The following is a 22,511-nucleotide window of genomic DNA, read 5'->3' as shown; positions in this document are numbered from 1 at the left end:
ACGCATTGGCGTTCCTGCGATGGGCGTCCATTCGATCAATGCTGCGAAGGCTTTGCCAAGAAAGGATATGATCTCGGACGGACTCTAAGGCATTCTGGGGTCTTCCTTTGCCGAAGACTGGGTCAGCGTCGAACTGGAGGCCGGCCAGAACGTCATCATCACGCTCAGGGGCAGCGCCGATGAATTCTTCCCCGCCTGCCGGACCCGTATCTGAACCTGTACAACGCCTATGGCGCCAGGCTGGCCTGGAACGACGACAGCCAGAACGATTTGAATTCCCGCCTGACCTTTACCCGGCCGAACACGGCATTTACTATGTCAGTGCCGGGGGTTACGGCGCGCATACCGGCGCGTATCTGCTTGAGATGAACCTGCCGGTCACTCTGACCAGCGGCGATGATTACCACCAAGCGGTTGCGGGCCAGCGTCCGGTGGACGCACTGGCGGTCGATGATACCCTGATCGAGTCCGACCCGCCCGACGCCCTGCGCGGCCAGGCGGGGGATGACAGGGTCTATCTTTGGCACGACCGGACAACCGCCTATGGCGGCGCCGGACGTGACCGGCTGCATGGCGGCGCGGGCGCCGATGTGATGATCGGCGGCGCCGGCAGCGACGTCGCCCATTACGACGATGCAACCAAAGGCGCGGTGCTGGATCTGCTGGATGCGTCGATGAACGCGGGCGCCGCCCTTGGCGATGTGCTGACCGGCGTCGAGAACGTGCATGGCACCGATCTGGCAGACACCATCAGCGGCGACGGCGAGGACAACATGCTGTTCGACCGCGGCGCTGACGTCATCAGCGATTTCGACGTGGCAAGCGACATCCTGGCGTTTCATGGCGTCAGCGTCACGGATGTGTCGCGGATCGGCGCGGATACGATCGTCCGCTACGACTCCGGCGGCACGGTGACGCTCGAAGCTGTGCTGAGCGTGCAGTCGGATCTGGCGATGATCTTTGCGCTGTCCGACCTGGCCGCCTGACCGGCCCGCCGCGCGCGGCGTGCGGCGTGCGGCGCGCGATTGACAATCCGGTGCGCGGCCTCAACAACCAAACCATGAACCAGACCCGCCTTGACGATCGCGACATCGCCATTCTTGCCACGCTCAGCCGCGAGGGCCGCATCGCCAAAACCGAACTGGCGGCGCGGGTGAACCTGTCGCCGACCCCCTGCTGGGACCGGATGAAGCGGCTGGAAAAGGCAGGGCTGATCGTCGGATACCGCGCGGAAATCGACCTTGCGGCGCTGGGGCCGCACGTTCAGGTGTTTGTCACGGTCGAGCTGGAAAGCCACAAGGCGGAAAGCTTTCAGATCTTTGAACGCATCATCGCGCGGACCGATGCGGTGACGGGATGCTGGGCCATCGGGGGCGGGTACGATTACCTGATGCAGGTGGTCACCCGCGACGTTGGCTCGTTTCAGGATCTGATGGACGGGCTGCTGGAAAGCCGCGCCGGCGTGCGGCGCTATTACAGCTATATCGTCACCAAGCCGGTCAAGGCCGACCCGCCCGCGCTGGGGCTGCTGCGCTAGAGTTGCCCCTTGGGCGCGCGAAATCAGAGAGATCCTCGGCCAGGAGCGCCGCGAACAGGCAAACCCTCTGGAGTGCCCGCGCCATGGTGTCCCTGACAAAGGAGACCCCCATGACCGACATGACAGCTGGCCTTGCGCCCTGGATCCGCGACACGTCCCTGCTGTGCGAAAGCGGCGATTTTCCCGGCGACGGCCGCCTTGCGGTGCGCGACCCGGCAAGCGGCGCGCTGGTGGCGCAGGTCGCGATGAGCGATGCCATCGGCGCGCGCGCCGCCGTCGATGCCGCCCACCGGGCGTTCGAAGGCTGGGCCCAGATGCTGCCGCAAAAGCGCGCGCAAATCCTGCACCGCTGGCACGACCTGATGATGGCCGCCAAAGAAGACCTTGCCCGCATCATGACCGCCGAACAGGGCAAACCGATTGCCGAGGCGCGCGGCGAAATCGACTATGCCGCCAGCTTCGTGCAGTTTTACGCCGAAGAGGCGCTGCGCCCCAACATCGAAGGCGTCACCAGCCATCTGCCGGATGCGGAAATGGAGCTGTGGCGCGAACCCGTCGGCGTGGCCGCGCTGATCACGCCGTGGAACTTTCCCTGCGCGATGATCACCCGCAAGGCCGCGGCGGCGCTGGCGGCAGGCTGCACGGTGGTCATTCACCCATCGGCGGAAACCCCGCTGTCGGCGCTGGCGCTGTCCCAGCTGGCCCGCCGGGCGGGGTTTCCCGACGGCGTGATATCGACCGTCATCGGCGACGCCGCCACCATCGTGGGCGAATGGACCGCCGATGTGCGGGTGCGCGCGCTGTCGTTTACCGGTTCGACCGAGGTCGGCAAGCTGCTGTACCGCCAATCGGCGGACACCGTCAAAAGGCTGGTGCTGGAACTGGGCGGCCACGCGCCGTTCATCGTGTTCCCCAGCGCCGATCTGGACCGCGCGGTGGCCGAGGCGATCAAGGCGAAATTCGCCACCTCGGGGCAGGATTGTCTGGGGGCCAACCGCTTTTACGTTCACCGCGATGTCTATGACGCGTTCTGCACCAAGTTCGCCGCCGCCACCGCCGCCCTGACCATGGGACACGGCCATGACAACCCCGACATCGGCCCGCTGATAAATGAGCGCGCCATCGAAAAACAGCGCGCGCAGGTGGCCGACGCCATCGCCAAGGGCGCGCGCCTGCTGACGGGGGGCGCGGTTGACGATTCTCACGGCCCGCTGTTTTTCAAGCCCACGGTTCTGGCCGATGTGCCGGATACGGCCGACATCATGAGCCAGGAAAACTTTGGCCCTGTCGCGCCGGTCACGGTGTTCGACACCGAAGAGGACGTGATCGCCCGCGCCAATGCCACCGAATACGGCCTTGTCGCCTATGTGCACAGCCAGGATCCGCGCCGGATCTACCGCATGACCCGCGCGCTGCAATTCGGCATGGTCGCGGTCAACCGCACCAAGGTCACCGGCGCGCCGATCCCGTTCGGCGGCACCAAGCAATCCGGGCTGGGCCGCGAAGGCGCGCGCCAGGGGCTCGAAGCGTTCACCGACATCAAATACGTCTGCCGCGACTGGGGCTGAGGTTGGGCGCGGGGCTTGGCCCCGTTTGCGATAAGAAAGGAAAGACAATGCTGCGCAACGACATGCTGGAAAAATGGGACCGTGAGAATTTCTTTCACCCTTCGACCCATCTGGCCGAATTCGCGCGGGGCGACGCTCCGCACCGGGTGATCCGCACCGGATCGGGCTGCCATATCGAAGACCGCGACGGCACCCGCCTGCTGGATGCCTTTGCCGGGCTGTACTGCGTGAACGTCGGCTATGGCCGCCCCGAAATCGCCGATGCGATCGCCGATCAGGCGCGCGAGCTGGCCTATTACCACGCCTATGTCGGCCACGGCACCGAGGCGTCGATCACCCTGGCGCGGATGGTGCTGGAACGCGCGCCCAAGGGCATGAGCAAGGTCTATTTCGGCATGTCCGGATCGGATGCGAACGAGACCAACATCAAGCTGGTGTGGTATTACAACAACATTCTTGGCCGCCCGGAAAAGAAAAAAATCATCTCGCGCTGGCGGGGCTATCACGGGTCGGGGCTGATGACAGGCTCGCTCACCGGGTTGGAGACGTTTCACAATAAGTTCGATCTGCCGCTGTCGCAGGTGATCCACACCGAGGCGCCGTATTATTTCCGCCGCGACGATCTGAACCAGACCGAAGAACAGTTCACCGCCCATTGTGCCGCCGAGCTTGAGGCGCTGATCCAGGCCGAGGGCCCCGACACCATCGCCGCCTTCATCGGCGAGCCGGTGCTGGGCACGGGCGGGATCGTGCCGCCTCCGGCTGGATACTGGGAGGCGATCCAGGCGGTGCTGACCAGGCACGACATCCTGCTGATCGCCGATGAGGTGGTCACCGGCTTCGGGCGGCTGGGCACGATGTTCGGGTCGGATCACTACGGCATCAGGCCCGACCTCATCACCATCGCCAAGGGGCTGACCTCGGCCTATGCGCCGCTGTCGGGGTCCATCGTGGGCGACAGGATGTGGAAGGTTCTGGAACGGGGCACCGACGAAAACGGCCCCATTGGCCACGGCTGGACCTATTCGGCGCATCCCGTGGGGGCGGCGGCGGGGGTGGCGAACCTTGCGCTGATCGACAAGCTGAACCTTGTGCAGGCGGCGGGCCGCACCGGCGCGGTGCTGAATGCCGCGCTGCGCGACGCTCTTGGCACCCATGCGAATGTCGGCGAAATCCGGGGCGAAGGTCTGATGGCCGCGGTTGAATTTGTGGCCGATCGCGACGGGCGGCGGTTCTTTGATGCGTCCGAAAAGGTCGGCGGGCGCGTGTCGGCGGCGCTGCTGGAACAGGGCGTCATCGGGCGTGCCATGCCGCAGGGCGATATTCTGGGCTTTGCCCCGCCGTTCTGCCTGACCGATTCCGAAGCGGGCGAGATCGCGGACAAGACCGCCAGGGCGGTCGCGTCGGTTCTGGGCTGATCCGCCAACGGGGGGCCGGGTGCGGCCCCTCCCCTGCCCCGCGCGCATCCTGAACCCCACCACACGGCTGCGCGGACAGATGCCGCCCCGGCCCGCGATTGGTCTGCCCTGCCTTTGGGCCCCGCGCCCGGTCGGCCGCCCCGGCGGCATGCCACGGGGCGCGACGATGACAGCTTTTGCGCGAGTCCGCCCGTCAGCCGCCCGGCGGTACCGACTCAGGCCGGTGCCGGAGCCCAACCGGAGCCAACCGGGGCCGGGCTGGCCCGGCCCCGGACGCCCGCCAACCGCGCAATCCGCCAAACTTATCCACAGGCCGGATTGCTTTTCCAATTCAAAGTCTTAAGCTTCTGCCTGCACGCAATACCTGAGCTTTTGCGGGATCATTCGCGGCCAGCGGCCCAGAAAAATGTTGTGATGGCGCATCTTGCGTGCAATGAACTTTATCGACGCACCAGCGCGGCATTCGCGCGTTCCAGCGTCGACAAGACAACGGTCCGACAAGAGACCACCAGAGGCGAGAGCAGTATGACCTCTACCGACACCACTGTCAGCACGGGCGCCGTGGCTGCATCCATATCCGCGAACGCCGAACGGCTGTCGCGGGCGCTGAACGACCATATGCGCAACAGCTTTCAGCCCGAAAGCCGCAAGACGCTGCGTCGGTTCAACGCCTCGGAAGTGTCGGAGCTGACCGGCATCAGCATGTCGAATCTGCGCACCCGCCATCAGGACGGCGATTTTCCCGAGGTGCAGACCGATGCGCGCGGGCGGCGGTCCTATACCGCCGGGGAAATCGACCGGATCCGCGACATCATGGCCCGCACCGGGCGCAACGGCGACGCCTATCGTCCCGGCCGCCGCGACGGGGACAAGCTGCAAATCATCAGCATCGTCAATTTCAAGGGCGGCTCGTCCAAGACGACCACCGCGATCCACCTTGCGCAACGCTTTGCCCTGCGTGGGTATCGTGTGCTGGCGCTGGACATGGACCCGCAGGCCAGCCTGACCACGATGTTCGGCTACCGCCCCGAGATCGAATTTGCCGAAGGCGGTACGATTTACGACGCGCTGCGCTATGAAAACCCCGTGCCGCTGGGCGAGGTGGTGCGCAAGACCTATTTCCACAACCTCGACCTTGCCCCCGCCGGGCTGATGTTGTCGGAGTATGAGACCGAAACCGCCTACGCGCTGCAACACCGGCTGGAGCCGCCCTTCACCCAGCGGCTCGCCATCGCGCTCGACGAGATCGAGGCAAACTACGATCTGGTGCTGATCGACTGCCCGCCGCAGCTGGGATTCACCACCATGTCGGCGCTTTTGGCATCGACAGGGTTGCTTATCACCGTGGTGCCGTCGATGCTGGATGTGGCATCCATGGCGCAATTCCTTGAAATGGCAGGGGAAACCATCCGCGCTCTTGAAGAGGCCTCCGGGACGATCGACTGGGATTTTCTTAAGTTTCTCGTCGCACGCTATGAACCGACCGACGTGCCGCAATCGCAGATGGCGGGGTTCTTGCGGTCGATCCTTCTGGACCAGGTTCTCAACACGCCGATGCTGAAATCCACGGCCATTTCCGACGCGGGCATGACCCAGCAGACGATCTACGAGATTGATCCGGGGCAGGTGGTGCGCAAGACGCTGGACCGCATCATGGAAAGCGTGAACGGCGTTGCCGATGAATTCGAGGCCACCATACAGGCGGCCTGGGGACGGGAGACCGACTGATGGCACGACGCAACCTGTTTCAGCCCCCTCCCCCGCCCTCCGACACCCCCGCGCCGCAAAAACCGCGTTTCCCCGAGACCGGGGCCATGAGCGGCGTGCGCTCGACGCTCAAAGATCTGTCAAGCAACGCGGTGCGCGACATCCCGCCCGAGCTGATCGACGATGGCGGCCCCAACGACCGGCTGAGCTTTGGCGACGCCGATGTCGCCGCTCTGGCGCAAAGCATTCAGGCGCATGGCCAGCAGGTGCCCATCATGGTGCGCCCCCTGCCCGACCAGCCCGGCCGGTTCACAGTGGTCTACGGGCGTCGCCGTCTGCGGGCGCTGCGCAGTCTTGGGCTGAACGCCAAGGCGCTGGTGCGCTCGCTGTCGGACGAGCAGGCAATCCTGGCACAAGGCCATGAAAACAGCCAGCGGCTGGACCCGTCGTTCATCGAGAAGGCGCTGTTCATCCGCGAATTGTCCGATGGCGGCTATGACTCCGAGATCGTCATGGATGCGCTGGCCGTCGACAAGCCGATGCTGTCGCGCATGAACAAGGTAGCGCGTCTGATCCCGCCCGAGGTGATCGAGATCGTCGGCCCGGCCCATGGCATCGGGCGGCGGCGGTGGGAAGACATGGCCGATGCGATCCGAGACCGCGACATTGATCTGCTGGCGCTGGCGGGCGAAATGGATCTGCGCTCGGTGCCGTCGTCTGACGCGCGGTTTGACATGCTGGCGAGCGCAGTCATTGGACGCAACAAGACCGCGACAGCGGCGATCGCCCCCCTGCCCGTCGCTCATGCCGACGGCACCCGCCTTGGTGAAATCCGCCCCACGGCGCGCGCGCTGACGATCAAGCTGTCGCGCGCCGACGCCCCGGATTTCGCGCAATGGCTACAGGATAACGCCGAAGCCGAACTTTTGCGGATTTACGAAACCTGGAAGTCACGGAACGGCTGACCAGGACACCCGAGCAGCAACCAGAAAAAAAGGAGCACGACGCAGCCCGAAAAAGAAAGAGCCCCCCAAGGTCACCCCCGGAGAGCCCGATCTGTTCTTTGCACCCTCAGGTCTACCATCTTCTCTCCTCCAGTCAACACCAACCGATTCGGTTGACCGAGAAACTTTGCCTGATGACAGGGTTTCGCCGGAGTCTCTGCCTTTCCCGGATGCCGTGAAAACGCCATGGCCCCACATCAGATCGCCGCGCCCAACGGGCAGCGGCCCGGCAGCGCATTGTCCGCGGACAATGCGCCGGAACGTCACGTTGTCATGGCGATGCTGCGCCGTGCCGCGCCGCTTTTGGGGCTGCGCGCGCCGGTGCTTGCGACGTTGAACGCGATGCTGTCCTGCCTTCCGCCGCGCCGCTCCCATCACACCGTCTTTGCCTCGAACGAAACGCTGGTGTTTCGCCGCGACGGTATTTCCGAACGCACCATCCGGCGCCATGTGGTCCAGCTGATCGAGGCCGGGCTGCTGCTGCGCCACGACAGCGCCAATCGAAAACGGTTCATGCGGCGCAGCCGCGCCGATGGCACCTGCCTGCGCTTTGGCTTTGACCTGTCGCCGCTGTTTGCCCAGATTGAACGCATCGCGCGGATCGCCGCGCAAGCCGATGACATGCGTGACCGCCTTGCCCTGCTGCGCACCCAGATCCGCGCCGCAGCCAACCAGCGGCTGCGCCATGACGATCAGGACCCCGCCGCGCTGCACGCTCTAAAAGCGCTGCGCCGCAAGCTCGACGCCGATGACTGCGCGGCGCTTCTTGCGGACCTGCCCGATGTGCCAATGCAACCCCTCGACACCGATCCCTGTGAACCAGACAAAATGACCGGCAGGCACGGCCAAAATGTCCGGCACCATCAGAACTCAATAAAAGACATTAATGATAAGAAAGAGCGCCTGACAATGCATGACCTGTCCGCCGCCTGCCCCGAGGCGCTTGCTTTTGCCAGTCACCCGCTTGGAAATGAACGCGATGTCATCAGCCACGGGCGCACGCTTGCCCCGATGATCGGGATTGACCCAAAGATTTATAGCCGGGCCGAGGACAGGGTTGGCGCGACCGGCGCCGCAGTCGCGGTGATGGCGGTGATCCAGATGCAGGACAGGGTGCGCGCGCTTGGGGCCTATTTCCATGCGCTGGTTCTGGGACCGAAAAGCGCCGAGTTCGACGCGCTTCGATTGATCCGCTTTCTGCAACGCTTTGATCGTTGTCCGCGGACAACCCGGCCTCTGACGGCTGCCATTGCCCGCTGATCGCCTCGCCCCATTGTCCGCGGACAATTTTCCGCGTCTTGGACACTGGCACGCGACGCAACGCCGATACGGCGACCTCCTCGTTCGTGCGGAAACGCACTTGACGTCATGCAACGCGATCTGCACTGATATGCGCATTCTCAGGGCGGGGTGAAATTCCCCACCGGCGGTGACAGTCCGCGAGCGCCATCATGCCGATGGGTCAGCAGAGCCGGTGGAATTCCGGGACCGACGGTGAAAGTCCGGACGGGAGAGAAAGGGGCATCGGGTCGCATGATCCGAGGTCTTACGCTCTGGGATTCTGTCATACGGAAAGGACCAGAGCCATGACAAAATCCCCCAAATTCGCCTTTATCCGGGCACGCTGGCACGCGGACATCGTTGATCGCGCGCACGAAGGATTTCTTGCGGAACTCAACGATGCCGGGGTCCCGGCGCAGGTCGATGTCTACGACGTGCCGGGCGCGTTCGAGATGCCGTTGCTCGCGCGCAAGCTGGCCGAAACCGCGGAATATGACGCCATCGCGGCGGCGGCACTTGTGGTCGATGGCGGCGTCTACCGGCATGATTTTGTCGCGCGCTCGGTGGTGGACGGGCTGATGCAGGCCGGAATCGCGACGGGCGTTCCCATCCTGTCGGTGTCCCTGACACCGCATCACTTTCAGCCGACCGCCGACCACATCGGGTTCTTTGCCGAACATTTCGTGACCAAGGGACGCGAGGCGGCACAGGCCGCGCTGTCGGTCACGGCGCTGTATGGCGCGCTGCAACGCCCGGCGACCAAGGCGGTCGCCTGAACCCCGCCTGAACCGCGCCGGCACGCCCTGGATCGCGGCGCCGTCGTATTCGCGGGAAAACCGCGCGCCCTGTTGACAAGCGGGGCGCGCAAGCCCCACACTGGGAACAGTCGGGGGAGTTCCGCCAAGGGAACTGAGAGGCTGACGGGGGGCAACCCCGGTGAAGCGACCCTTCGAACCTGACCCAGTTGACGCTGGCGTAGGAAGACCGGACGGGCGCATCCCCAGACATCTGTCGCAGGGGCGGTCCTTTCGGGCCGCTCATGGCCCTTTGCAACGGGCCATGCGTGGCCGTTTCCCTCGTGCTGTTGCCTGGGTCTTCTTGAAAAAGGAGACCGACATGAAAGACATTCCCCACACGCTGACCACCGGCGGCCTGCCTGCCTCGCGCAAGGTGTACCACCCCGGTACGCTGCATGAACTGCGCGTGCCCATGCGCGAAATCGACCTGAATGGCGAAGAGCCGCTGACCGTCTACGACAGTTCCGGCCCCTACACCGACCCGGCCGCGCGGATCGACATCGCGCGGGGCCTGCCCGAAACACGCGGTGGCTGGCTTCAGGCGCGCGGCGATGTGCAGGAATACACCGGGCGTACCGTCACCGATGCGGACAACGGCTTTGCCAACGGCGCGCGCCTGACCCCGGCCTTTCCGCAACCGCGCGCCGTGCTGCGCGCCACTGACGATCGCGCGGTGACACAGCTGGGCTATGCGCGCGCCGGCATCGTGACCCCGGAAATGGAATTCGCCGCGATCCGCGAAAACGAAGGCCGCCTTGCCGCCCATACCCGCGACGGCGATCCGATGGGCGCCACGCTGCCCGACCTCGTCACGCCCGAATTCGTGCGCGATGAAATCGCCGCCGGACGCGCCATCATTCCCGCCAACATCAATCACCGCGAACTGGAACCGATGGTGATCGGCCGCAACTTCAAGGTCAAGATCAACGCCAATATCGGCAACTCCGCCGTCACCTCATCCATGGAGGAAGAGGTGGAAAAGATGGTCTGGGCGATCCGCTGGGGCGCCGACACGGTGATGGATCTGTCCACCGGGCGCAACATCCACAACATCCGCGACTGGATCATTCGCAACGCGCCGGTGCCCATCGGCACGGTGCCGTTGTACCAGGCGCTGGAAAAGGTCGGCGGCATTGCCGAAGACCTGACATGGGAAATCTTTCGCGACACGCTGATCGAACAGGCCGAGCAGGGCGTCGATTACTTCACCATCCACGCGGGCGTGCGCCTGCACATGATCCCGATGACCGCCAGGCGCGTCACCGGCATCGTGTCGCGCGGCGGGTCGATCATGGCGAAATGGTGCCTGCATCATCACCGAGAATCGTTTCTGTACGAACATTTCTCCGAGATCTGCGACATATGCAGAAAATATGATGTAAGCTTCAGCCTGGGCGACGGCCTGCGCCCCGGCTGCATCGCCGATGCCAATGACGAGGCGCAATTCGCCGAACTTCACACGCTGGGCGAGCTGACCAAGATCGCCTGGGCGCGCGACTGTCAGGTGATGATCGAAGGGCCGGGCCATGTCGCCATGCACAAGATCAAGGCCAATATGGACGAGCAGCTCAAACACTGCGACGAGGCGCCGTTCTACACGCTTGGGCCGCTGACCACCGACATCGCGCCGGGCTATGACCATATCACCAGCGCCATCGGGGCGGCGATGATCGGTTGGTTCGGCACCGCGATGCTGTGCTATGTCACGCCCAAGGAACACCTTGGCCTGCCTGATCGCGACGATGTGAAAACCGGGGTCATCACCTACAAGATCGCGGCCCATGCGGCGGATCTGGCCAAGGGCCATCCGGGCGCGCAACGCCGCGACGACGCGATCAGCCGCGCCCGGTTCGAATTTCGCTGGGAGGATCAGTTCAACATCGGGCTGGACCCGGACACCGCGCGCGACATGCATGACGAAACCATGCCCGCCGATGCCCACAAGGTGGCGCATTTCTGTTCCATGTGCGGGCCGAAGTTCTGTTCGATGAAGATCAGCCACGACATCCGGGCCGAGGCGGAAAAGCGCGAGGGCATGGACCGCATGGCCGCGAAATTCCGCGAGGGGGGCGAATTGTACGTCCCCGAACCGTCCGAATGATCTCGGTTCTCGGGGCAGGGGTGGCGGGGCTGTGCTGCGCCACGGCGCTGGTCGAGGCGGGGCACCGGGTCGAATTGATCGACACCGGCGCCCCCCCGGTGTCGCGCCTTGCCGGGGGCATGCTTGCGCCGTTCTGCGAAGGCGACGGCGCGCCCGAAACCGTGGTGACAGCGGGGCAGGCGTCGGTTGACTGGTGGGCGGCGCGGGTGCCCGGCGTCACCCGGCGCGGCACGCTGGTGGTGGCGCCGCCGCGTGACAGCGCGGAACTGGCGCGCTTTGCCCGTGCCACGCGGGGACATGTTGCGGTCGATCCGGGCACGCTGGAACCCGATCTGGCGGGGCGCTTTGCGCGCGGGTTGTTCTTTGAAGCCGAGGCGCATCTTGATCCCGTCGCCGCCCTCGCTGCCTTGCGCATGGCGTTGGTCGAAACCGGCGTGCCGGTTCGCGACGGCCCGGCACGCGGGCGGATCGTCGATTGCACCGGCATCGGCGCGCCGCTGCCCGATCTGCGCCCGGTGCGCGGCGAGATGATGGAACTGCACGCCCCCGATGTGGCGCTGACGCGGCCCCTGCGCCTGCTGCATCCGCGCTTTGCCTGCTATCTCGTGCCGCGCGGGGGCGGGCGCTACATGCTGGGCGCGACGATGGTGGAAAGCGGGTCGACCGCGGGCATCACCGCGCGCGCCATGATGGAACTGCTGTCCGCCGCCTATACGCTTCACCCCGCGTTGGCCGAAGCCGAGATCCTGACCACCGGCACCGGGCTGCGCCCGTCGCTGCCCGACAACCTGCCCGCGATCCGGCATGACGCGGGCCGCATTCACGTCAACGGCATGTACCGGCACGGGTTTCTGATGGCGCCGGTGCTGGCAACCCGGCTTGCCCGGATGATGACAAAGGAGATGCAAGATGCGCATTGACCTGAACGGCGCGCCGGTGGAAACCGACGCCCCGACCCTTGCCGCCCTGATCGAGGAACGCGGCCATGACGCCGCCTCGGTCGCATCGGCCCTGAACGGGGCCTTTGTCCCGCGCACGCGGCGCGCCGCCACTCCGCTGAGCCATGGCGCACGGGTCGAATTGCTGACCCCGATGCAGGGAGGCTAGCCGTGTTTTACGGAACCGACCTGACCAGCCGGCTGATGCTGGGCACGGCGCAATACCCCTCGCCGCGGGTGCTGCGCGACGCGATCGCCGCGTCGGGGGCCGAGGTCATCACCGTGTCGCTGCGCCGCGAAGGGCCAGAGGGCGGCGCCTTTCGCGACATCCTTGCCGCCAGCGGCTGCCGCGTCCTGCCCAACACCGCCGGGTGCCACACCGCGCGCGAGGCGATCACCACCGCGCAGATGGCGCGCGAACTGTTCGGCACCCGCTGGATCAAGCTGGAGGTCATCGGCCACGCGGACACCCTGCAACCCGATCCCTTCGGCCTTGTCGAGGCCGCGCGGACCCTGTGCGCCGACGGGTTCGAGGTGTTCCCCTACACGACCGAAGACCTCGTGGTCGCGGACCGGCTGGTCGAGGCCGGCTGCCAGGTGCTCATGCCCTGGGGGGCGCCCATCGGCTCGGGGCAGGGGCTGCGCCACATCGACGCGCTGCGGGCGATGCGGGCGCATTTCCCCGGCGTGGCGCTGGTGGTCGACGCGGGCATCGGCGCGCCCAGCCAGGCGGCGCTGGCGATGGAACTGGGCTATGACGCGGTGCTGCTGAACACCGCCGTGGCGCGGTCGCTGGACCCGGTCGCCATGGCGCGCGCCTTTGGCCAGGCGGTCGCGGCGGGGCAGGGGGCGCACAAGGCGGGGCTGATGCCGCCGCGCGACATGGGCGTCGCCTCGACCCCGGTGTTCGGAATGGCGGAACTGGCATGAGGCTTGATCCCTTTTACCTGATCGTCAGCGACGCCGACGCGCTGGAGCGGCTGGTGCCCCTGGGCGTGCGGCTGGTGCAGCTGCGCCTCAAGGACGCTGGCGCGACCCTGCCCGCCCAGATCATCCGCGCCCGCGAGTGCTGTGCCGCCCATGGCGCGCAGCTGGTGGTCAACGATCACTGGCAACTGGCGCTGGATCTGGGCTGCGACGCGGTCCACCTAGGGCAGGAAGACATGGACACCGCCGATGTCGACGCGTTGCGGGCCGGAGGGGTCGCCTTTGGCCTGTCCACCCATGACGACAGCGAACTGGCACGCGCGCTGGCGCTCCGCCCGGCCTATGTGGCGCTGGGGCCGGTCTGGCCGACGCGGCTGAAAAAGATGAAATGGGGGCCGCAGGGGCTGGACCGCGTGACCGCCTGGAAACGCGCCAGCGGTACGGTGCCTTTGGTGGGGATCGGAGGCGTCACACCCGACAGGCTGCCCGCGCTGTTCGGCGCAGGGGCCGACTGCGCCGCCGTGGTAACCGACATCCAGACCGCCGCCGACCCCGCCGCGCGCTGCCGCGACTGGCTGGCGGCGACGCGGAAATGGGCATGACCCGCTACGCCCGCCAGACCTGCCTGCCCGAGGTCGGTCCGCGGGGGCAGGCCCGGCTGGCGGCGGCCCATGTGCTTGTGGCCGGGGCAGGGGGGCTTGGCTCGGCGCTGTTGCCGCTGCTTGCAGGCGCCGGGGTGGGGCGGATCGCCCTGTTCGATCCCGACCGGGTCGAAGCGCACAACCTGCACCGCCAGACGCTTTACCGCATGGCGGACCTTGGCCAGCCCAAGGCCGAGGTGGCGGCAGGGCATCTTGCCAGGCTTAATCCGGAATGCGTCGTGGCGCCGCATGTGGCGCGGCTGGGCCCCGATGCCGACGTCGCGCGCGCCGATCTGGTGATCGACGCCGCCGACAATTTCGCCACCAGCTACGCCCTGTCCGACCTGTGCCTTGCGTCGGGCACACCGCTGATTACCGCATCGGTGATTGCGCGGCAGGGCTACGCGGCGGGGCTGTGCGGCGGCGCGCCCAGCCTGCGCGCGCTGTTTCCCGACCCGCCCGCGCGGGCCGCCACCTGCGCCGAGGCGGGGGTCATGGGGCCGGCGGTGGCGCTGCTGGGGGCGTTGCAGGCGCAGATGGCGCTGTCGGTCCTGCTGGGGCACAGCCCGTCGCCGCTGGGGCAGATGATGACGGTGGATCTTGGCGCCTGGCGCTTTGGCCAGTTCCGGTTCGACGACGCACCGGAACCCGATGCCGCCTTTCCGCCGGTGGTGGCGGGGGCGCGCGCGGGCGATCTGCTGATCGATCTGCGTCACGAGGCGCTGCCCGAAGATCTTCCCTCCGGCACCCGCGTGGTGCTGGCCTGCGCGACCGGGCTGCGGGCCTGGCGCGCGGCGCGCACGCTTCGGGCGCGGGGCCATGGGGATGTGGCGATCTGCGCGGACGGGCGCTGATGCGCCGGGTGCTTTTGGTGGGGGGCACGGATTCCTCGGGCGGGGCGGGGCTGGCGCGCGATGTTGCGACGGTGACCGGGATGGCGGCACATCCCTGCATCGCGGTGACCGCCGTAACCGCGCAGGACGACGCGGGTGTGCAGGCTGTTCACCCGGTCCCTCCCGATGTCGTCGCCGCGCAGATCCGCGCGGCGGGCCGGGTCGATGCGATCAAGCTGGGCATGCTGGTCAACGCCGATACCATCGGCGCGGTGGCCGCGGCGCTGCCCCGCGCGCCGCTGGTGATCGACCCGGTGCTGAGGTCAAGCTCGGGCGCCGCGCTGCTGGATGACGCGGGCCTGGGGGCGCTGCTGTCGCTGTTGGTGCCGCGCGCCACCGTGCTGACGCCGAACCTGCCCGAACTGGCGGCGATCGCGGATCGCGACGGCGCGCCGGACCATTCCGCCGCCCGCCGCGCCCTGTTTGCGCGCGGCTGCAAGGCGCTGCTGGTCAAGGGCGGCCACGCGCCCGACCGCGACTTCTGCGAAGACCGCCTGTATCTGCCCGACGGCACGATGCGGCGGTTTCGCGGCCCGCGCCTTGCCGGAACGCTGCGGGGCACCGGATGCCAGCTTGGCTCGGCGCTTGCTGTGGCGCTGGCCGGGGGGGCGGCGCTGCCCGACGCCGTGGCGCGCGCGCGCGACGGCGTCGCCAGGCGCTTTGCCACGCAGGCCTGAGGGGGGCGGCCGGTCGCCGGTGGACGCCGGTTTCGCGGACTGGTAACGCTATCAGAAAGAGAAAAGGAGATCCGACATGACGTCCCTACTCGATCAACTGCGGGCCATGACCAAGGTCGTGGCCGACTCCGGCGAGGTCGCCTCGGTCAAGCGGCTGCAACCGGTCGACTGCACCACCAACCCGTCGCTGGTGCTGGCCGCCCTGTCGGACCCCGCGTCCGAGGCGCTGATCGCCGCCGAAATCGACGCCGGTCGCAAGGCGGGCCTTTCGCCCGAGGCGCTGGCCGCCACGCTGACCGTCGCGGTGGGGGCCGAACTGACCCGGCTGGTGCCGGGGCGGGTATCGACCGAGGTCGACGCCCGCCTGTCGTTCGACACCGACGCATCTGTCGCCCGCGCGCGTGAGATCGTCGCGGATTACGCCGCGCGCGGCATCGACAAGGACCGCATCCTCATCAAGCTTGCGGCAACCTGGGAAGGCATCCGCGCGGCGGAAATCCTGCAAAAGGATGGCATCGACTGCAACCTGACGCTGCTGTTTTCGATGGCGCAGGCCGTGGCCTGCGCGGATGCGGGGGCGTTCCTGATCTCGCCCTTTGTCGGGCGGATCACCGACTGGTACAAGAAGGCCGAAGGCGTCGACAGCTATGCCCCCGAAAACGACCCCGGCGTCAAATCGGTGCGCGCCATCTACGATTACTACAAATCGAACGGCATCCAGACCGTGGTGATGGGCGCGTCGTTCCGCAGCGTCGACCAGATCAAGGCGCTTGCGGGTTGCGACAACCTGACCATCTCTCCCAAGCTGCTGGATGCGCTGGACAGCGAAACCGGCGACCTGCCCCGTGCGCTGTCGCCCGAAACCGCGCAGCCCGCCGATCCGGTCACGATGGGCGAACCCGCGTTCCGCTGGGCGCTGAACGCCGACGCGATGGCGACCGAAAAACTGGCCGAGGGCATCCGCAACTTCGACGCCGATCACCGCAAGCTGATCGCGCTGCTCGCGGCGCGCTGACGATGCGGGGCGTCCTGGCTGCGGGCGCCCTGACCGCGGACCACCCGCCGGCGCCGTCGTTTCCGGATCCGGGTCGAAACAGCAGCCGGCCCCACGCATGGCTGTACTTACTGCCGCAAGTTGATACGCTGCGACCGTATCTGTTTGATAAGGGCGTTGTTGTTACACGTCATGCCGCATGTGATCATTGCCGACGACAACAAGGAGTTTCGCGCGCTGCTGGCGACTTTCTGCCTGAGGGCGGGCTGGACGGTCGAGATCTGCGGGAACGGCGCGGAACTGATGGATGTGGTGATGTCGGGAACCGAACCGGGATTGCTTTTGATCGACATCATGATGCCGGTCCTGGACGGCATCGAGGCGATTGAGCGGATCTGCGCGCAGGACCGGCCCCTGCGGGTGCGGTTCATGTCCGGTGGCGACAGCGGGCCGCTGATGGCCGCCAAGCTGATCGCCTCGGCGCGCGACATGAGTGTCGGGCGCAACATCTTCAAACCGGTGACGCGCGCGGAAATCCTGTGCATCCTGGAACAGGAGGCCGAACATCTTTCCCGTCTGGCCCCCTGCGCGGGCAAGCGCCCATGATCGTCTCCACGCTCCAGAGCCTGACCGCGCTGACGCTGGCGGGCGGGTTTTTCTACCTGATCTTCGCCACGCCGGGGGTGCGGCGGCGTGTGTATCGGCGCCAGGCGCTGTTCGGGCTTGTCGCCGGGGTGCTGGTGATTTTCCTGGGGTTCAGCGCCTTTTCCATCGAGGCGCTGGCGATTTCGATTTCCGCCAAGCCGGGGCCGCTGGTGTTCGCGGGCTATCTTGGCGGGCCGGTCGGCGGGCTGATCGCGGCCTGCCTGAGCGCGCTTTACCTGCTGTCGCTTGACGTCCCGATGCCGTCCCTGCTGGCGGGGCTGTTCGCGCATGTCGGGTTCGTGGCGGTGGGCCTGGGCGTGCGCAAGCTTGTTGCGCCGCGCGACTGGCCGCGGGTGCCGATGCGGGCGGTCTGGCTGCTTTTGGCGGGGTTCGTGGTGTTGCAGGCGCTGCCGGTCCTCGCGCTGGGGTTGTTCGGCTCCAACGGGCCGTCGCTGGAAACCATCCTGTTCAACGTCGCCTTCGTGTGTGGCCTGGGCATCCTGTCCATTCTGGTGACCTGGCAGGTCGTCGCCCTGGCACATCGCTTTGCGATCCAGGCCGACGAAAAGGCCCGCCTGACGTCGCGGCTGGAACTGGTGCTGAAAAGCGCGGGGGTCGGGGTGACCTCGCGCATCGCGGGAAGCGACGACATCTTCGTGGATGCCGGGGCGCTGGAGATCTACGGCCTTACGGACCGCGCCCCCGGCCTGATGTCGGTCAACGACCTGTGGGCGACGTTTCACCCCGACGATCTCGACCGGGTCAGGACGGACCTGGAAAACCAGACCGCCGCAGAAACGCAGCATCTGTTGCTGGAATTCCGGATCATCCGGCCCAGCGATGGCGAAACCCGGCACATCCTGCTGAACTGGGGCTGCGCGCGCGATCCGCAAAGCGGCAAGCTTGAACTGACATCGGTGCTGTCGGATGTCACGGATCTGCGGCAGATGGCGGCCTCGCGCGCCGAGGCGCTGGGGCGGCTGGAGGCGGCGGCCGACAACGTGCCGGGCATGATCTATCAGGGCATCTGGTCGTCGAATGGCGCCGAAAAGCACCTGTACCTTGGCGGAAAGTCGCGCGAATACTGGGGGGTGGAACCGCAGCAGGCCTATGACGACGCGGCGATCCTGACCACCGGCAAGACGCCCGAGGAACTGGCGATGGGCGGGCGGGTGTTCATGGACGCCGCCCACCGCGGGACGGCGATCCACCGCCGGTCGCAAGTGCGCGGACGCTGGATCGATTTCCACGGCTCGGCCGCCCCCATCGGTGACGATCTGTGCCGCGTCGATGGCGTCGTGGTGGATGCGACAGGCGAAGTCGCGGCGCTGGACGAAGCGCAACGTCAGACCGAGCTGGCCAACCGCGCGCAGCGCATGGAAAGCATCGGCCAGCTCACGGGCGGCATCGCGCATGATTTCAACAACCTGCTGGCAGTCATCATGGGCAATCTGGAACTGCTCAAGGATGACATTCACGGCCCCGATCAACGGCGCATGATCGAGGCCGGGCTGGAGGCGACGCGGCGCGGCGCCGATCTGACCCGCTCGATGCTGGCCTTTGCCCGCCGGGCCCGGCTGGACCCCGAGCCGCTGGACCTCAACGAAGTGATCCGCCACGCGCGCAACTGGATGTACCGGGCGCTGCCCGAAACCGTCGATATGGAAACCTCGCTTCTGGCGGGGCTGTGGCAGGTGCGGCTGGATGCGGCGTCGTTGGAAAGCGCCATTCTGAACCTGCTGCTGAATGCACGCGATGCCATGGCCGGGCACGGCAAGCTGACCATCGAAACCGCCAATCTGCGCATCGACGACGCTTATGTCGACAGCCGCGATCAGGAATTGCTGCCGGGCCGGTATGTGATGCTGGCGATCAGCGACACGGGGACCGGCATTCCCGAACACAGCCTGCACAAGATCTTTGAACCCTTCTACACCACCAAAGGGCCGGGGCAGGGGTCGGGCATCGGCCTGTCCATGGTTCAGGGCTTTGTCAAGCAGTCCGGCGGCACGGTGCAGGTCTATACCGAACCGGGGCAGGGCACGACCTTCAAGCTGTATTTCCCGGCGACCAACGCCGACGGCAGCATGGTGTCGCTGAATTCCCGGCGGGCGGCCAGCGCCCGGTTCGACGCCGGCGGCCTGCGTCTGTTGCTGGCCGAAGACGAAACCGCCGTGCGCAAGGTGCTTGTCGCCACGCTGCGGGCGGCGGGCTTTGATGTGACCGCCGCGGCCAGTGGCGACGAGGCGATGGCGGTCTATGCCGCCAACCCGGTGTTCGATGTGGTCATCACCGACATCGTGATGCCCGGTACCCTGCAAGGCACCGGGCTGGCGCGGGCGCTGCGCGCGCTCAACCCCGATCTGCCGATGATCTTCATGTCGGGCTATGCCAGCGAGGCGACGGTGCATGGCAACGGCCTGCGCCCCGAAGACATCCGCCTGATGAAGCCGGTGCCCAAGGGCGATCTGCTGCGCGCGGTGGCACAGGTGCTGGGGCGCACCGCCCCCGCGCCCTGATCGTGCAGACGCCGGGCGCGCGGCAAGCGACTGGTCGGTCTCTTGAGAAACCGCGCTTTGGACCATGCGTCCTTGGCGGCGCAAGGGCGATGACGATTTCCAGGAAACTGCCGGACGAATTCTTGAAGGGCTGCGGCGGTCCGACAGGAAAGCCGATGCCGCAGGCACATCCGCACGGCCCGCAAAAGGGTCGCGGCGCGAAACCGGCGGCGCCTGCAAGACGGTCCAGCTCGTTGCGGGTAACCCTGGGCATGGGCACATTGCGGCCGATGTATTTGCCCGCATATTCGGGCGTCGGATCATAGGGCGGGTGCGGGCGCGGAAATCCGACCGACGGGAACAGCGGCCTGTCCCTGGGCTTGTGATCCAGCCATCATTCGGTCAGGCGCCCGGCGAAGCTGTCGGAATGCAACCGGTCTTCAATCTCCCATTCGAAAGCACCAAGGGTGTGCCGGTAATCCTCGCCTGCGCGGTAACCCAGACGACCGGGCTTTTCGTGGCCCGCGTTCAGAATGGCCTTGTCCCAGTCGTCGGTGAGCCAGCGTCCCTCCGCGAAGCGGTCCTTGTTCTCGACCACGAAGCGCTCGTGAAGGCCTGCCTTCGCGTCAGAGGGGATGGCGTGCATCTTGCCAATATTGACGCCGTGATACCCGGCATCCGCCAAAGACGGAACCCAGGTCCGGCTCCAGGGCGCGCCATTGGCCAGCACGCCGTTGGTATGGGGATAATAGCCAGAGAACAGGGGGGGCGCGCGAGGGCACATGGCATTGCTCGAAGGCGACCCCGTGCCGGGCCAGCCGGTCCAGGTTGGGCGTATCCATATGGGATGCGCCAGGCGCACGGATCGTGTCGTGGCGCTGCTGGTCGGCGATGATCAGGACAATGTCGGGAGGCCCGTCAGTCATCGCGGTCCTCGGCCTCAACGACCAGCGCAAGGAAGCGCTCGCTCACTTCGTCCATATGCGCTTGCATCGCGGTGCGGGACCGGACGCTGGCGGGCAGCACGAACACGCCCGCGCCAATGCGGATTTCGACATAGCCGCGAATCTCCGGGGCCAGAAGCGCCTCGCCGCGCTGAACCGTGCGGCTGACGCCAACCTGGGCGGCCTGCGCGCGTTCGGATGGGGTGGGTGCCGGGCGGGTCCTGGCCGCTGTCGATCTGGGCCAGATAGCGGCGGCGCGGGAGCTGTCTTGGCGGGGTCGATGCGGTGGTCATGGGTGTCACTCTGTTTGGTTTGCGATGTTGCGCCGGGCGCGTCGGGCGGCAAGGCCGGGCCATGCCAGCGTCAACAGTGCGAGGGTCAGAAAGCCCATCGCGAAGGGCCGCGTCAGGATGGCGCTCGGGTCGTCCCCCGACATCATCATGGCCGCGCGCAATTGCACTTCGGCAATTGGGGTGAGCCCGACTCCGATGACGAAGGGACCCAGAGGCACCCGTGCCGACTCGCGCGCCAGCCCCACGACGCCGAAGCCCAGCATCGTCCGGACGTCGATAAACGAGGTGTTGATCGCATGGGAACCGGCGACGCAGAAGACGAGGATCGCGCTGAGCAAATAGGACCGGGGGATGCGGATCCGCGGCGCGATCCTCCTGGCCGACACCCAGATCAGGACCGCCATGACAAGGTTGGCCGCCAGATATGCGGCGATGATGCCAGCCCCTTCGCCGGTGCCGAGACGCTCGGGCCGCTTGAACATCTGCCGTGTCGTGGAATACGAGATGATGGCCGCGATATTACTGCCGATCCCCCGCAGGATGCCGACATGCCGACATGCCGATGCCCACTGCCAGCGCCCGCTCGGCTTGGCCCTTCCGCGCCATCGGACAGCCGTCGAAGGTGGTGACGACCGAGTTGGGCATGCGCAACAGGATCGCCGTCACCAGCCGGCCCGAGATATTCTCCGATCAGCAGCGTCATCGCCGAAATCGGGTCCATGTGAAAGGGTAACGGCCGCGTCAGTGCGATCAGCAGATAGGCCAGGTTCTGCCAGTGAAGAAGTGTCAGGAAAGCGTCTGTCATCTCAGAGCTCGATATAAAGCCATGTGCGCAGCACCCATGCGACCCCGATCGACAGCTCCAGCTCAACGTCGAAGATCGCAAGTCCCACGAGGGTACGAGGCCGCGGCGCCGGTGGCGGATGGGGGCTTGATGGGGCCAGATCATGATCGTGCCGGCCTTGAACGAAGCGGCACTGTCAGGTCACCCGCAACAGGTCACCCGTCGGGGCAAGCCCGCCGTTGTGGTGCTGTCCGTCGAAGAATACCACCGGCTGGTTCAGGCGGCCCGGTCCCGGCGGGGCAGCTTTCAGGACCATTTGCTGGCCTTTCCCTCCGATGATCTGCCGCGTGCCGAGGTCCTGCCGCGCGACGTGGCGTTTTGATTCGCATTCTGGACACCACCATCCTGTCGCTGGCCCGGCGCGCTGACCGGGCCCCGCAGATCGCGGCATGGTTGCGCGCGCAGGACGAGGCGACGCTGTATCTTAGCGTCATCACATTGGGGGAAATCGAACGCGGCATCGCGTTGCAGGACCGGCACAATCCAGGATTCGCCCGCGATCTGCGCCAGTGGCTGGAAACGACCGTGCGCCTGTTCGCCGACCGTCTGATCGACTTTACCGCCGAAGACGCGTGGCGCTGGGGGGCGCTGTCGGCGCGCATCGGACATCCCGGCGCGGATCTGATGATCGCGGCGCAGGCGCTTACGCGAGATGCGGTGATGGTCACCTGCAACGTCAGGGATTTCGAACCCGCCGGGGTGCGGATGGTCGACCCGTCCGCCTGACCCGCCCGATGGTGCATGCCTCCGGCGAGAGTTTATGTGGCAAGATGAAGCGGGCGGCAGGCTCTTTCGCGCCGGGAC

General features: G+C 66.6%; 23 protein-coding genes and 1 riboswitch. Of the genes, 20 read left to right on the top strand and 3 right to left on the bottom strand.

What is annotated here, in order from left to right:
• The first annotated feature begins 365 nt into the window (after positions 1-365).
• The 18 genes from ATI53_RS15240 (at position 366) to ATI53_RS15155 (ending at position 19,647) form a co-directional block, all read left to right on the top strand.
• A complete protein-coding gene (locus ATI53_RS15240) occupies positions 366-986 on the top strand; it encodes a calcium-binding protein (RefSeq protein ID WP_111550760.1) in 621 nt (206 codons plus the stop codon).
• A 74-nt stretch (positions 987-1,060) separates the two neighbouring features.
• A complete protein-coding gene (locus ATI53_RS15235) occupies positions 1,061-1,537 on the top strand; it encodes an Lrp/AsnC family transcriptional regulator (RefSeq protein ID WP_034452284.1) in 477 nt (158 codons plus the stop codon).
• 110 nt (positions 1,538-1,647) lie between these two features.
• The gene (locus ATI53_RS15230; RefSeq protein ID WP_009504279.1) at positions 1,648-3,105 is read left to right on the top strand and encodes an NAD-dependent succinate-semialdehyde dehydrogenase; all 1,458 of its coding nucleotides are present in this window, start codon (positions 1,648-1,650) and stop codon (positions 3,103-3,105) included.
• 47 nt (positions 3,106-3,152) lie between these two features.
• Positions 3,153-4,523 (top strand): aspartate aminotransferase family protein, encoded by a 1,371-nt coding sequence (locus ATI53_RS15225; RefSeq protein WP_009504280.1) that lies wholly within the window; start codon positions 3,153-3,155, stop codon positions 4,521-4,523.
• Positions 4,524-5,048: 525 nt separating this feature from the next.
• The gene (gene repA / locus ATI53_RS15220) at positions 5,049-6,251 is read left to right on the top strand and encodes a plasmid partitioning protein RepA (RefSeq protein WP_034452273.1); all 1,203 of its coding nucleotides are present in this window, start codon (positions 5,049-5,051) and stop codon (positions 6,249-6,251) included.
• Positions 6,251-7,195 (top strand): plasmid partitioning protein RepB, encoded by a 945-nt coding sequence (repB, locus tag ATI53_RS15215; protein WP_111550759.1) that lies wholly within the window; start codon positions 6,251-6,253, stop codon positions 7,193-7,195. Before repA ends, repB begins: the two co-directional genes overlap by 1 nt.
• A 225-nt stretch (positions 7,196-7,420) precedes the next feature.
• On the top strand, positions 7,421-8,494 hold the full coding sequence (repC, locus tag ATI53_RS15210; RefSeq protein ID WP_223865934.1) for a replication initiation protein RepC: 1,074 nt from the start codon (positions 7,421-7,423) through the stop codon (positions 8,492-8,494).
• A gap of 132 nt (positions 8,495-8,626) precedes the next feature.
• Positions 8,627-8,756: riboswitch (FMN riboswitch) on the top strand.
• Positions 8,757-8,820: 64 nt separating this feature from the next.
• Entirely contained in the window at positions 8,821-9,291 is a 471-nt protein-coding gene (locus ATI53_RS15205; protein WP_009504285.1) for a 6,7-dimethyl-8-ribityllumazine synthase, read from the top strand.
• 340 nt (positions 9,292-9,631) lie between these two features.
• Positions 9,632-11,413 (top strand): phosphomethylpyrimidine synthase ThiC, encoded by a 1,782-nt coding sequence (thiC, locus tag ATI53_RS15200; RefSeq protein WP_111550758.1) that lies wholly within the window; start codon positions 9,632-9,634, stop codon positions 11,411-11,413.
• Complete coding sequence (locus ATI53_RS15195; RefSeq protein WP_111550757.1) at positions 11,410-12,333, top strand: FAD-dependent oxidoreductase; 924 nt, start codon at positions 11,410-11,412, stop codon at positions 12,331-12,333. The genes thiC and ATI53_RS15195 overlap by 4 nt, the downstream gene beginning before the upstream one ends.
• Positions 12,323-12,520, top strand: coding sequence for a sulfur carrier protein ThiS (thiS, locus tag ATI53_RS15190; RefSeq protein WP_009504287.1), 198 nt, complete (start codon positions 12,323-12,325; stop codon positions 12,518-12,520). The genes ATI53_RS15195 and thiS overlap by 11 nt, the downstream gene beginning before the upstream one ends.
• Before the next feature lie 2 nt (positions 12,521-12,522).
• The gene (locus ATI53_RS15185; protein ID WP_111550756.1) at positions 12,523-13,281 is read left to right on the top strand and encodes a thiazole synthase; all 759 of its coding nucleotides are present in this window, start codon (positions 12,523-12,525) and stop codon (positions 13,279-13,281) included.
• Positions 13,278-13,880: a thiamine phosphate synthase gene (locus tag ATI53_RS15180; RefSeq protein WP_009504289.1), complete on the top strand. Its 603-nt coding sequence runs from the start codon at positions 13,278-13,280 to the stop codon at positions 13,878-13,880. Before ATI53_RS15185 ends, ATI53_RS15180 begins: the two co-directional genes overlap by 4 nt.
• A complete protein-coding gene (locus ATI53_RS15175; RefSeq protein WP_190323955.1) occupies positions 13,877-14,773 on the top strand; it encodes a HesA/MoeB/ThiF family protein in 897 nt (298 codons plus the stop codon). The genes ATI53_RS15180 and ATI53_RS15175 overlap by 4 nt, the downstream gene beginning before the upstream one ends.
• The gene (locus ATI53_RS15170; protein WP_111550755.1) at positions 14,773-15,489 is read left to right on the top strand and encodes a hydroxymethylpyrimidine/phosphomethylpyrimidine kinase; all 717 of its coding nucleotides are present in this window, start codon (positions 14,773-14,775) and stop codon (positions 15,487-15,489) included. The genes ATI53_RS15175 and ATI53_RS15170 overlap by 1 nt, the downstream gene beginning before the upstream one ends.
• Before the next feature lie 76 nt (positions 15,490-15,565).
• Positions 15,566-16,504 (top strand): transaldolase, encoded by a 939-nt coding sequence (gene tal / locus ATI53_RS15165; protein WP_034451682.1) that lies wholly within the window; start codon positions 15,566-15,568, stop codon positions 16,502-16,504.
• 171 nt (positions 16,505-16,675) lie between these two features.
• The gene (locus tag ATI53_RS15160; protein ID WP_009503144.1) at positions 16,676-17,089 is read left to right on the top strand and encodes a response regulator; all 414 of its coding nucleotides are present in this window, start codon (positions 16,676-16,678) and stop codon (positions 17,087-17,089) included.
• A complete protein-coding gene (locus tag ATI53_RS15155) occupies positions 17,086-19,647 on the top strand; it encodes an ATP-binding protein (RefSeq protein WP_111550754.1) in 2,562 nt (853 codons plus the stop codon). Before ATI53_RS15160 ends, ATI53_RS15155 begins: the two co-directional genes overlap by 4 nt.
• Before the next feature lie 373 nt (positions 19,648-20,020).
• Here ATI53_RS15155 and ATI53_RS23965 read toward each other — a convergent pair whose 3' ends face one another.
• The 3 genes from ATI53_RS23965 to ATI53_RS24435 form a co-directional block, all read right to left on the bottom strand.
• On the bottom strand, positions 20,021-20,410 hold the full coding sequence (locus tag ATI53_RS23965) for an alkaline phosphatase family protein (protein ID WP_009503146.1): 390 nt from the start codon (positions 20,408-20,410) through the stop codon (positions 20,021-20,023).
• Between the two features lie 458 nt (positions 20,411-20,868).
• Positions 20,869-21,345, bottom strand: a complete 477-nt coding sequence (locus ATI53_RS15140) for a tripartite tricarboxylate transporter permease (RefSeq protein ID WP_111550751.1) — start codon at positions 21,343-21,345, stop codon at positions 20,869-20,871.
• A gap of 37 nt (positions 21,346-21,382) precedes the next feature.
• On the bottom strand, positions 21,383-21,532 hold the full coding sequence (locus ATI53_RS24435; RefSeq protein ID WP_375342740.1) for a tripartite tricarboxylate transporter permease: 150 nt from the start codon (positions 21,530-21,532) through the stop codon (positions 21,383-21,385).
• A 278-nt stretch (positions 21,533-21,810) separates the two neighbouring features.
• Here ATI53_RS24435 and ATI53_RS15130 point away from each other — a divergent pair, with 278 nt between their 5' ends.
• Together ATI53_RS15130 and ATI53_RS15125 are read left to right on the top strand one after the other, a co-directional pair.
• Positions 21,811-22,029, top strand: a complete 219-nt coding sequence (locus ATI53_RS15130) for a type II toxin-antitoxin system prevent-host-death family antitoxin (RefSeq protein ID WP_111550750.1) — start codon at positions 21,811-21,813, stop codon at positions 22,027-22,029.
• Positions 22,026-22,433 carry a type II toxin-antitoxin system VapC family toxin gene (locus ATI53_RS15125; protein ID WP_111550749.1) on the top strand — a complete coding sequence of 136 codons (408 nt, stop codon included), beginning with the start codon at positions 22,026-22,028 and terminating at the stop codon, positions 22,431-22,433. The genes ATI53_RS15130 and ATI53_RS15125 overlap by 4 nt, the downstream gene beginning before the upstream one ends.
• Positions 22,434-22,511 lie beyond the last annotated feature (78 nt).

The sequence above is a fragment of the Salipiger aestuarii genome, assembly GCF_003259905.1.
Lineage (GTDB): Bacteria > Pseudomonadota > Alphaproteobacteria > Rhodobacterales > Rhodobacteraceae > Salipiger > Salipiger aestuarii.
The sequence above is the reverse complement of the archived record's forward strand: the minus strand, read 5'-3'. Positions and strand labels throughout refer to the sequence as shown.

What these genes read in the sequence shown, in the direction of transcription:
- ATI53_RS15240 (WP_111550760.1), top strand. Translation starts at nt 366, where the DNA reads ATGAACCTGCCGGTCACTCTGACCAGCGGCGATGATTACCACCAAGCG.
- ATI53_RS15235 (WP_034452284.1), top strand. Translation starts at nt 1,061, where the DNA reads ATGAACCAGACCCGCCTTGACGATCGCGACATCGCCATTCTTGCCACG.
- ATI53_RS15230 (WP_009504279.1), top strand. Translation starts at nt 1,648, where the DNA reads ATGACCGACATGACAGCTGGCCTTGCGCCCTGGATCCGCGACACGTCC.
- ATI53_RS15225 (WP_009504280.1), top strand. Translation starts at nt 3,153, where the DNA reads ATGCTGCGCAACGACATGCTGGAAAAATGGGACCGTGAGAATTTCTTT.
- repA (WP_034452273.1), top strand. Translation starts at nt 5,049, where the DNA reads ATGACCTCTACCGACACCACTGTCAGCACGGGCGCCGTGGCTGCATCC.
- repB (WP_111550759.1), top strand. Translation starts at nt 6,251, where the DNA reads ATGGCACGACGCAACCTGTTTCAGCCCCCTCCCCCGCCCTCCGACACC.
- repC (WP_223865934.1), top strand. Translation starts at nt 7,421, where the DNA reads ATGGCCCCACATCAGATCGCCGCGCCCAACGGGCAGCGGCCCGGCAGC.
- ATI53_RS15205 (WP_009504285.1), top strand. Translation starts at nt 8,821, where the DNA reads ATGACAAAATCCCCCAAATTCGCCTTTATCCGGGCACGCTGGCACGCG.
- thiC (WP_111550758.1), top strand. Translation starts at nt 9,632, where the DNA reads ATGAAAGACATTCCCCACACGCTGACCACCGGCGGCCTGCCTGCCTCG.
- ATI53_RS15195 (WP_111550757.1), top strand. Translation starts at nt 11,410, where the DNA reads ATGATCTCGGTTCTCGGGGCAGGGGTGGCGGGGCTGTGCTGCGCCACG.
- thiS (WP_009504287.1), top strand. Translation starts at nt 12,323, where the DNA reads ATGCGCATTGACCTGAACGGCGCGCCGGTGGAAACCGACGCCCCGACC.
- ATI53_RS15180 (WP_009504289.1), top strand. Translation starts at nt 13,278, where the DNA reads ATGAGGCTTGATCCCTTTTACCTGATCGTCAGCGACGCCGACGCGCTG.
- ATI53_RS15175 (WP_190323955.1), top strand. Translation starts at nt 13,877, where the DNA reads ATGACCCGCTACGCCCGCCAGACCTGCCTGCCCGAGGTCGGTCCGCGG.
- ATI53_RS15170 (WP_111550755.1), top strand. Translation starts at nt 14,773, where the DNA reads ATGCGCCGGGTGCTTTTGGTGGGGGGCACGGATTCCTCGGGCGGGGCG.
- tal (WP_034451682.1), top strand. Translation starts at nt 15,566, where the DNA reads ATGACGTCCCTACTCGATCAACTGCGGGCCATGACCAAGGTCGTGGCC.
- ATI53_RS15160 (WP_009503144.1), top strand. Translation starts at nt 16,676, where the DNA reads ATGCCGCATGTGATCATTGCCGACGACAACAAGGAGTTTCGCGCGCTG.
- ATI53_RS15155 (WP_111550754.1), top strand. Translation starts at nt 17,086, where the DNA reads ATGATCGTCTCCACGCTCCAGAGCCTGACCGCGCTGACGCTGGCGGGC.
- ATI53_RS23965 (WP_009503146.1), bottom strand. Translation starts at nt 20,410, where the DNA reads ATGTGCCCTCGCGCGCCCCCCCTGTTCTCTGGCTATTATCCCCATACC.
- ATI53_RS15140 (WP_111550751.1), bottom strand. Translation starts at nt 21,345, where the DNA reads ATGTTCAAGCGGCCCGAGCGTCTCGGCACCGGCGAAGGGGCTGGCATC.
- ATI53_RS15130 (WP_111550750.1), top strand. Translation starts at nt 21,811, where the DNA reads ATGATCGTGCCGGCCTTGAACGAAGCGGCACTGTCAGGTCACCCGCAA.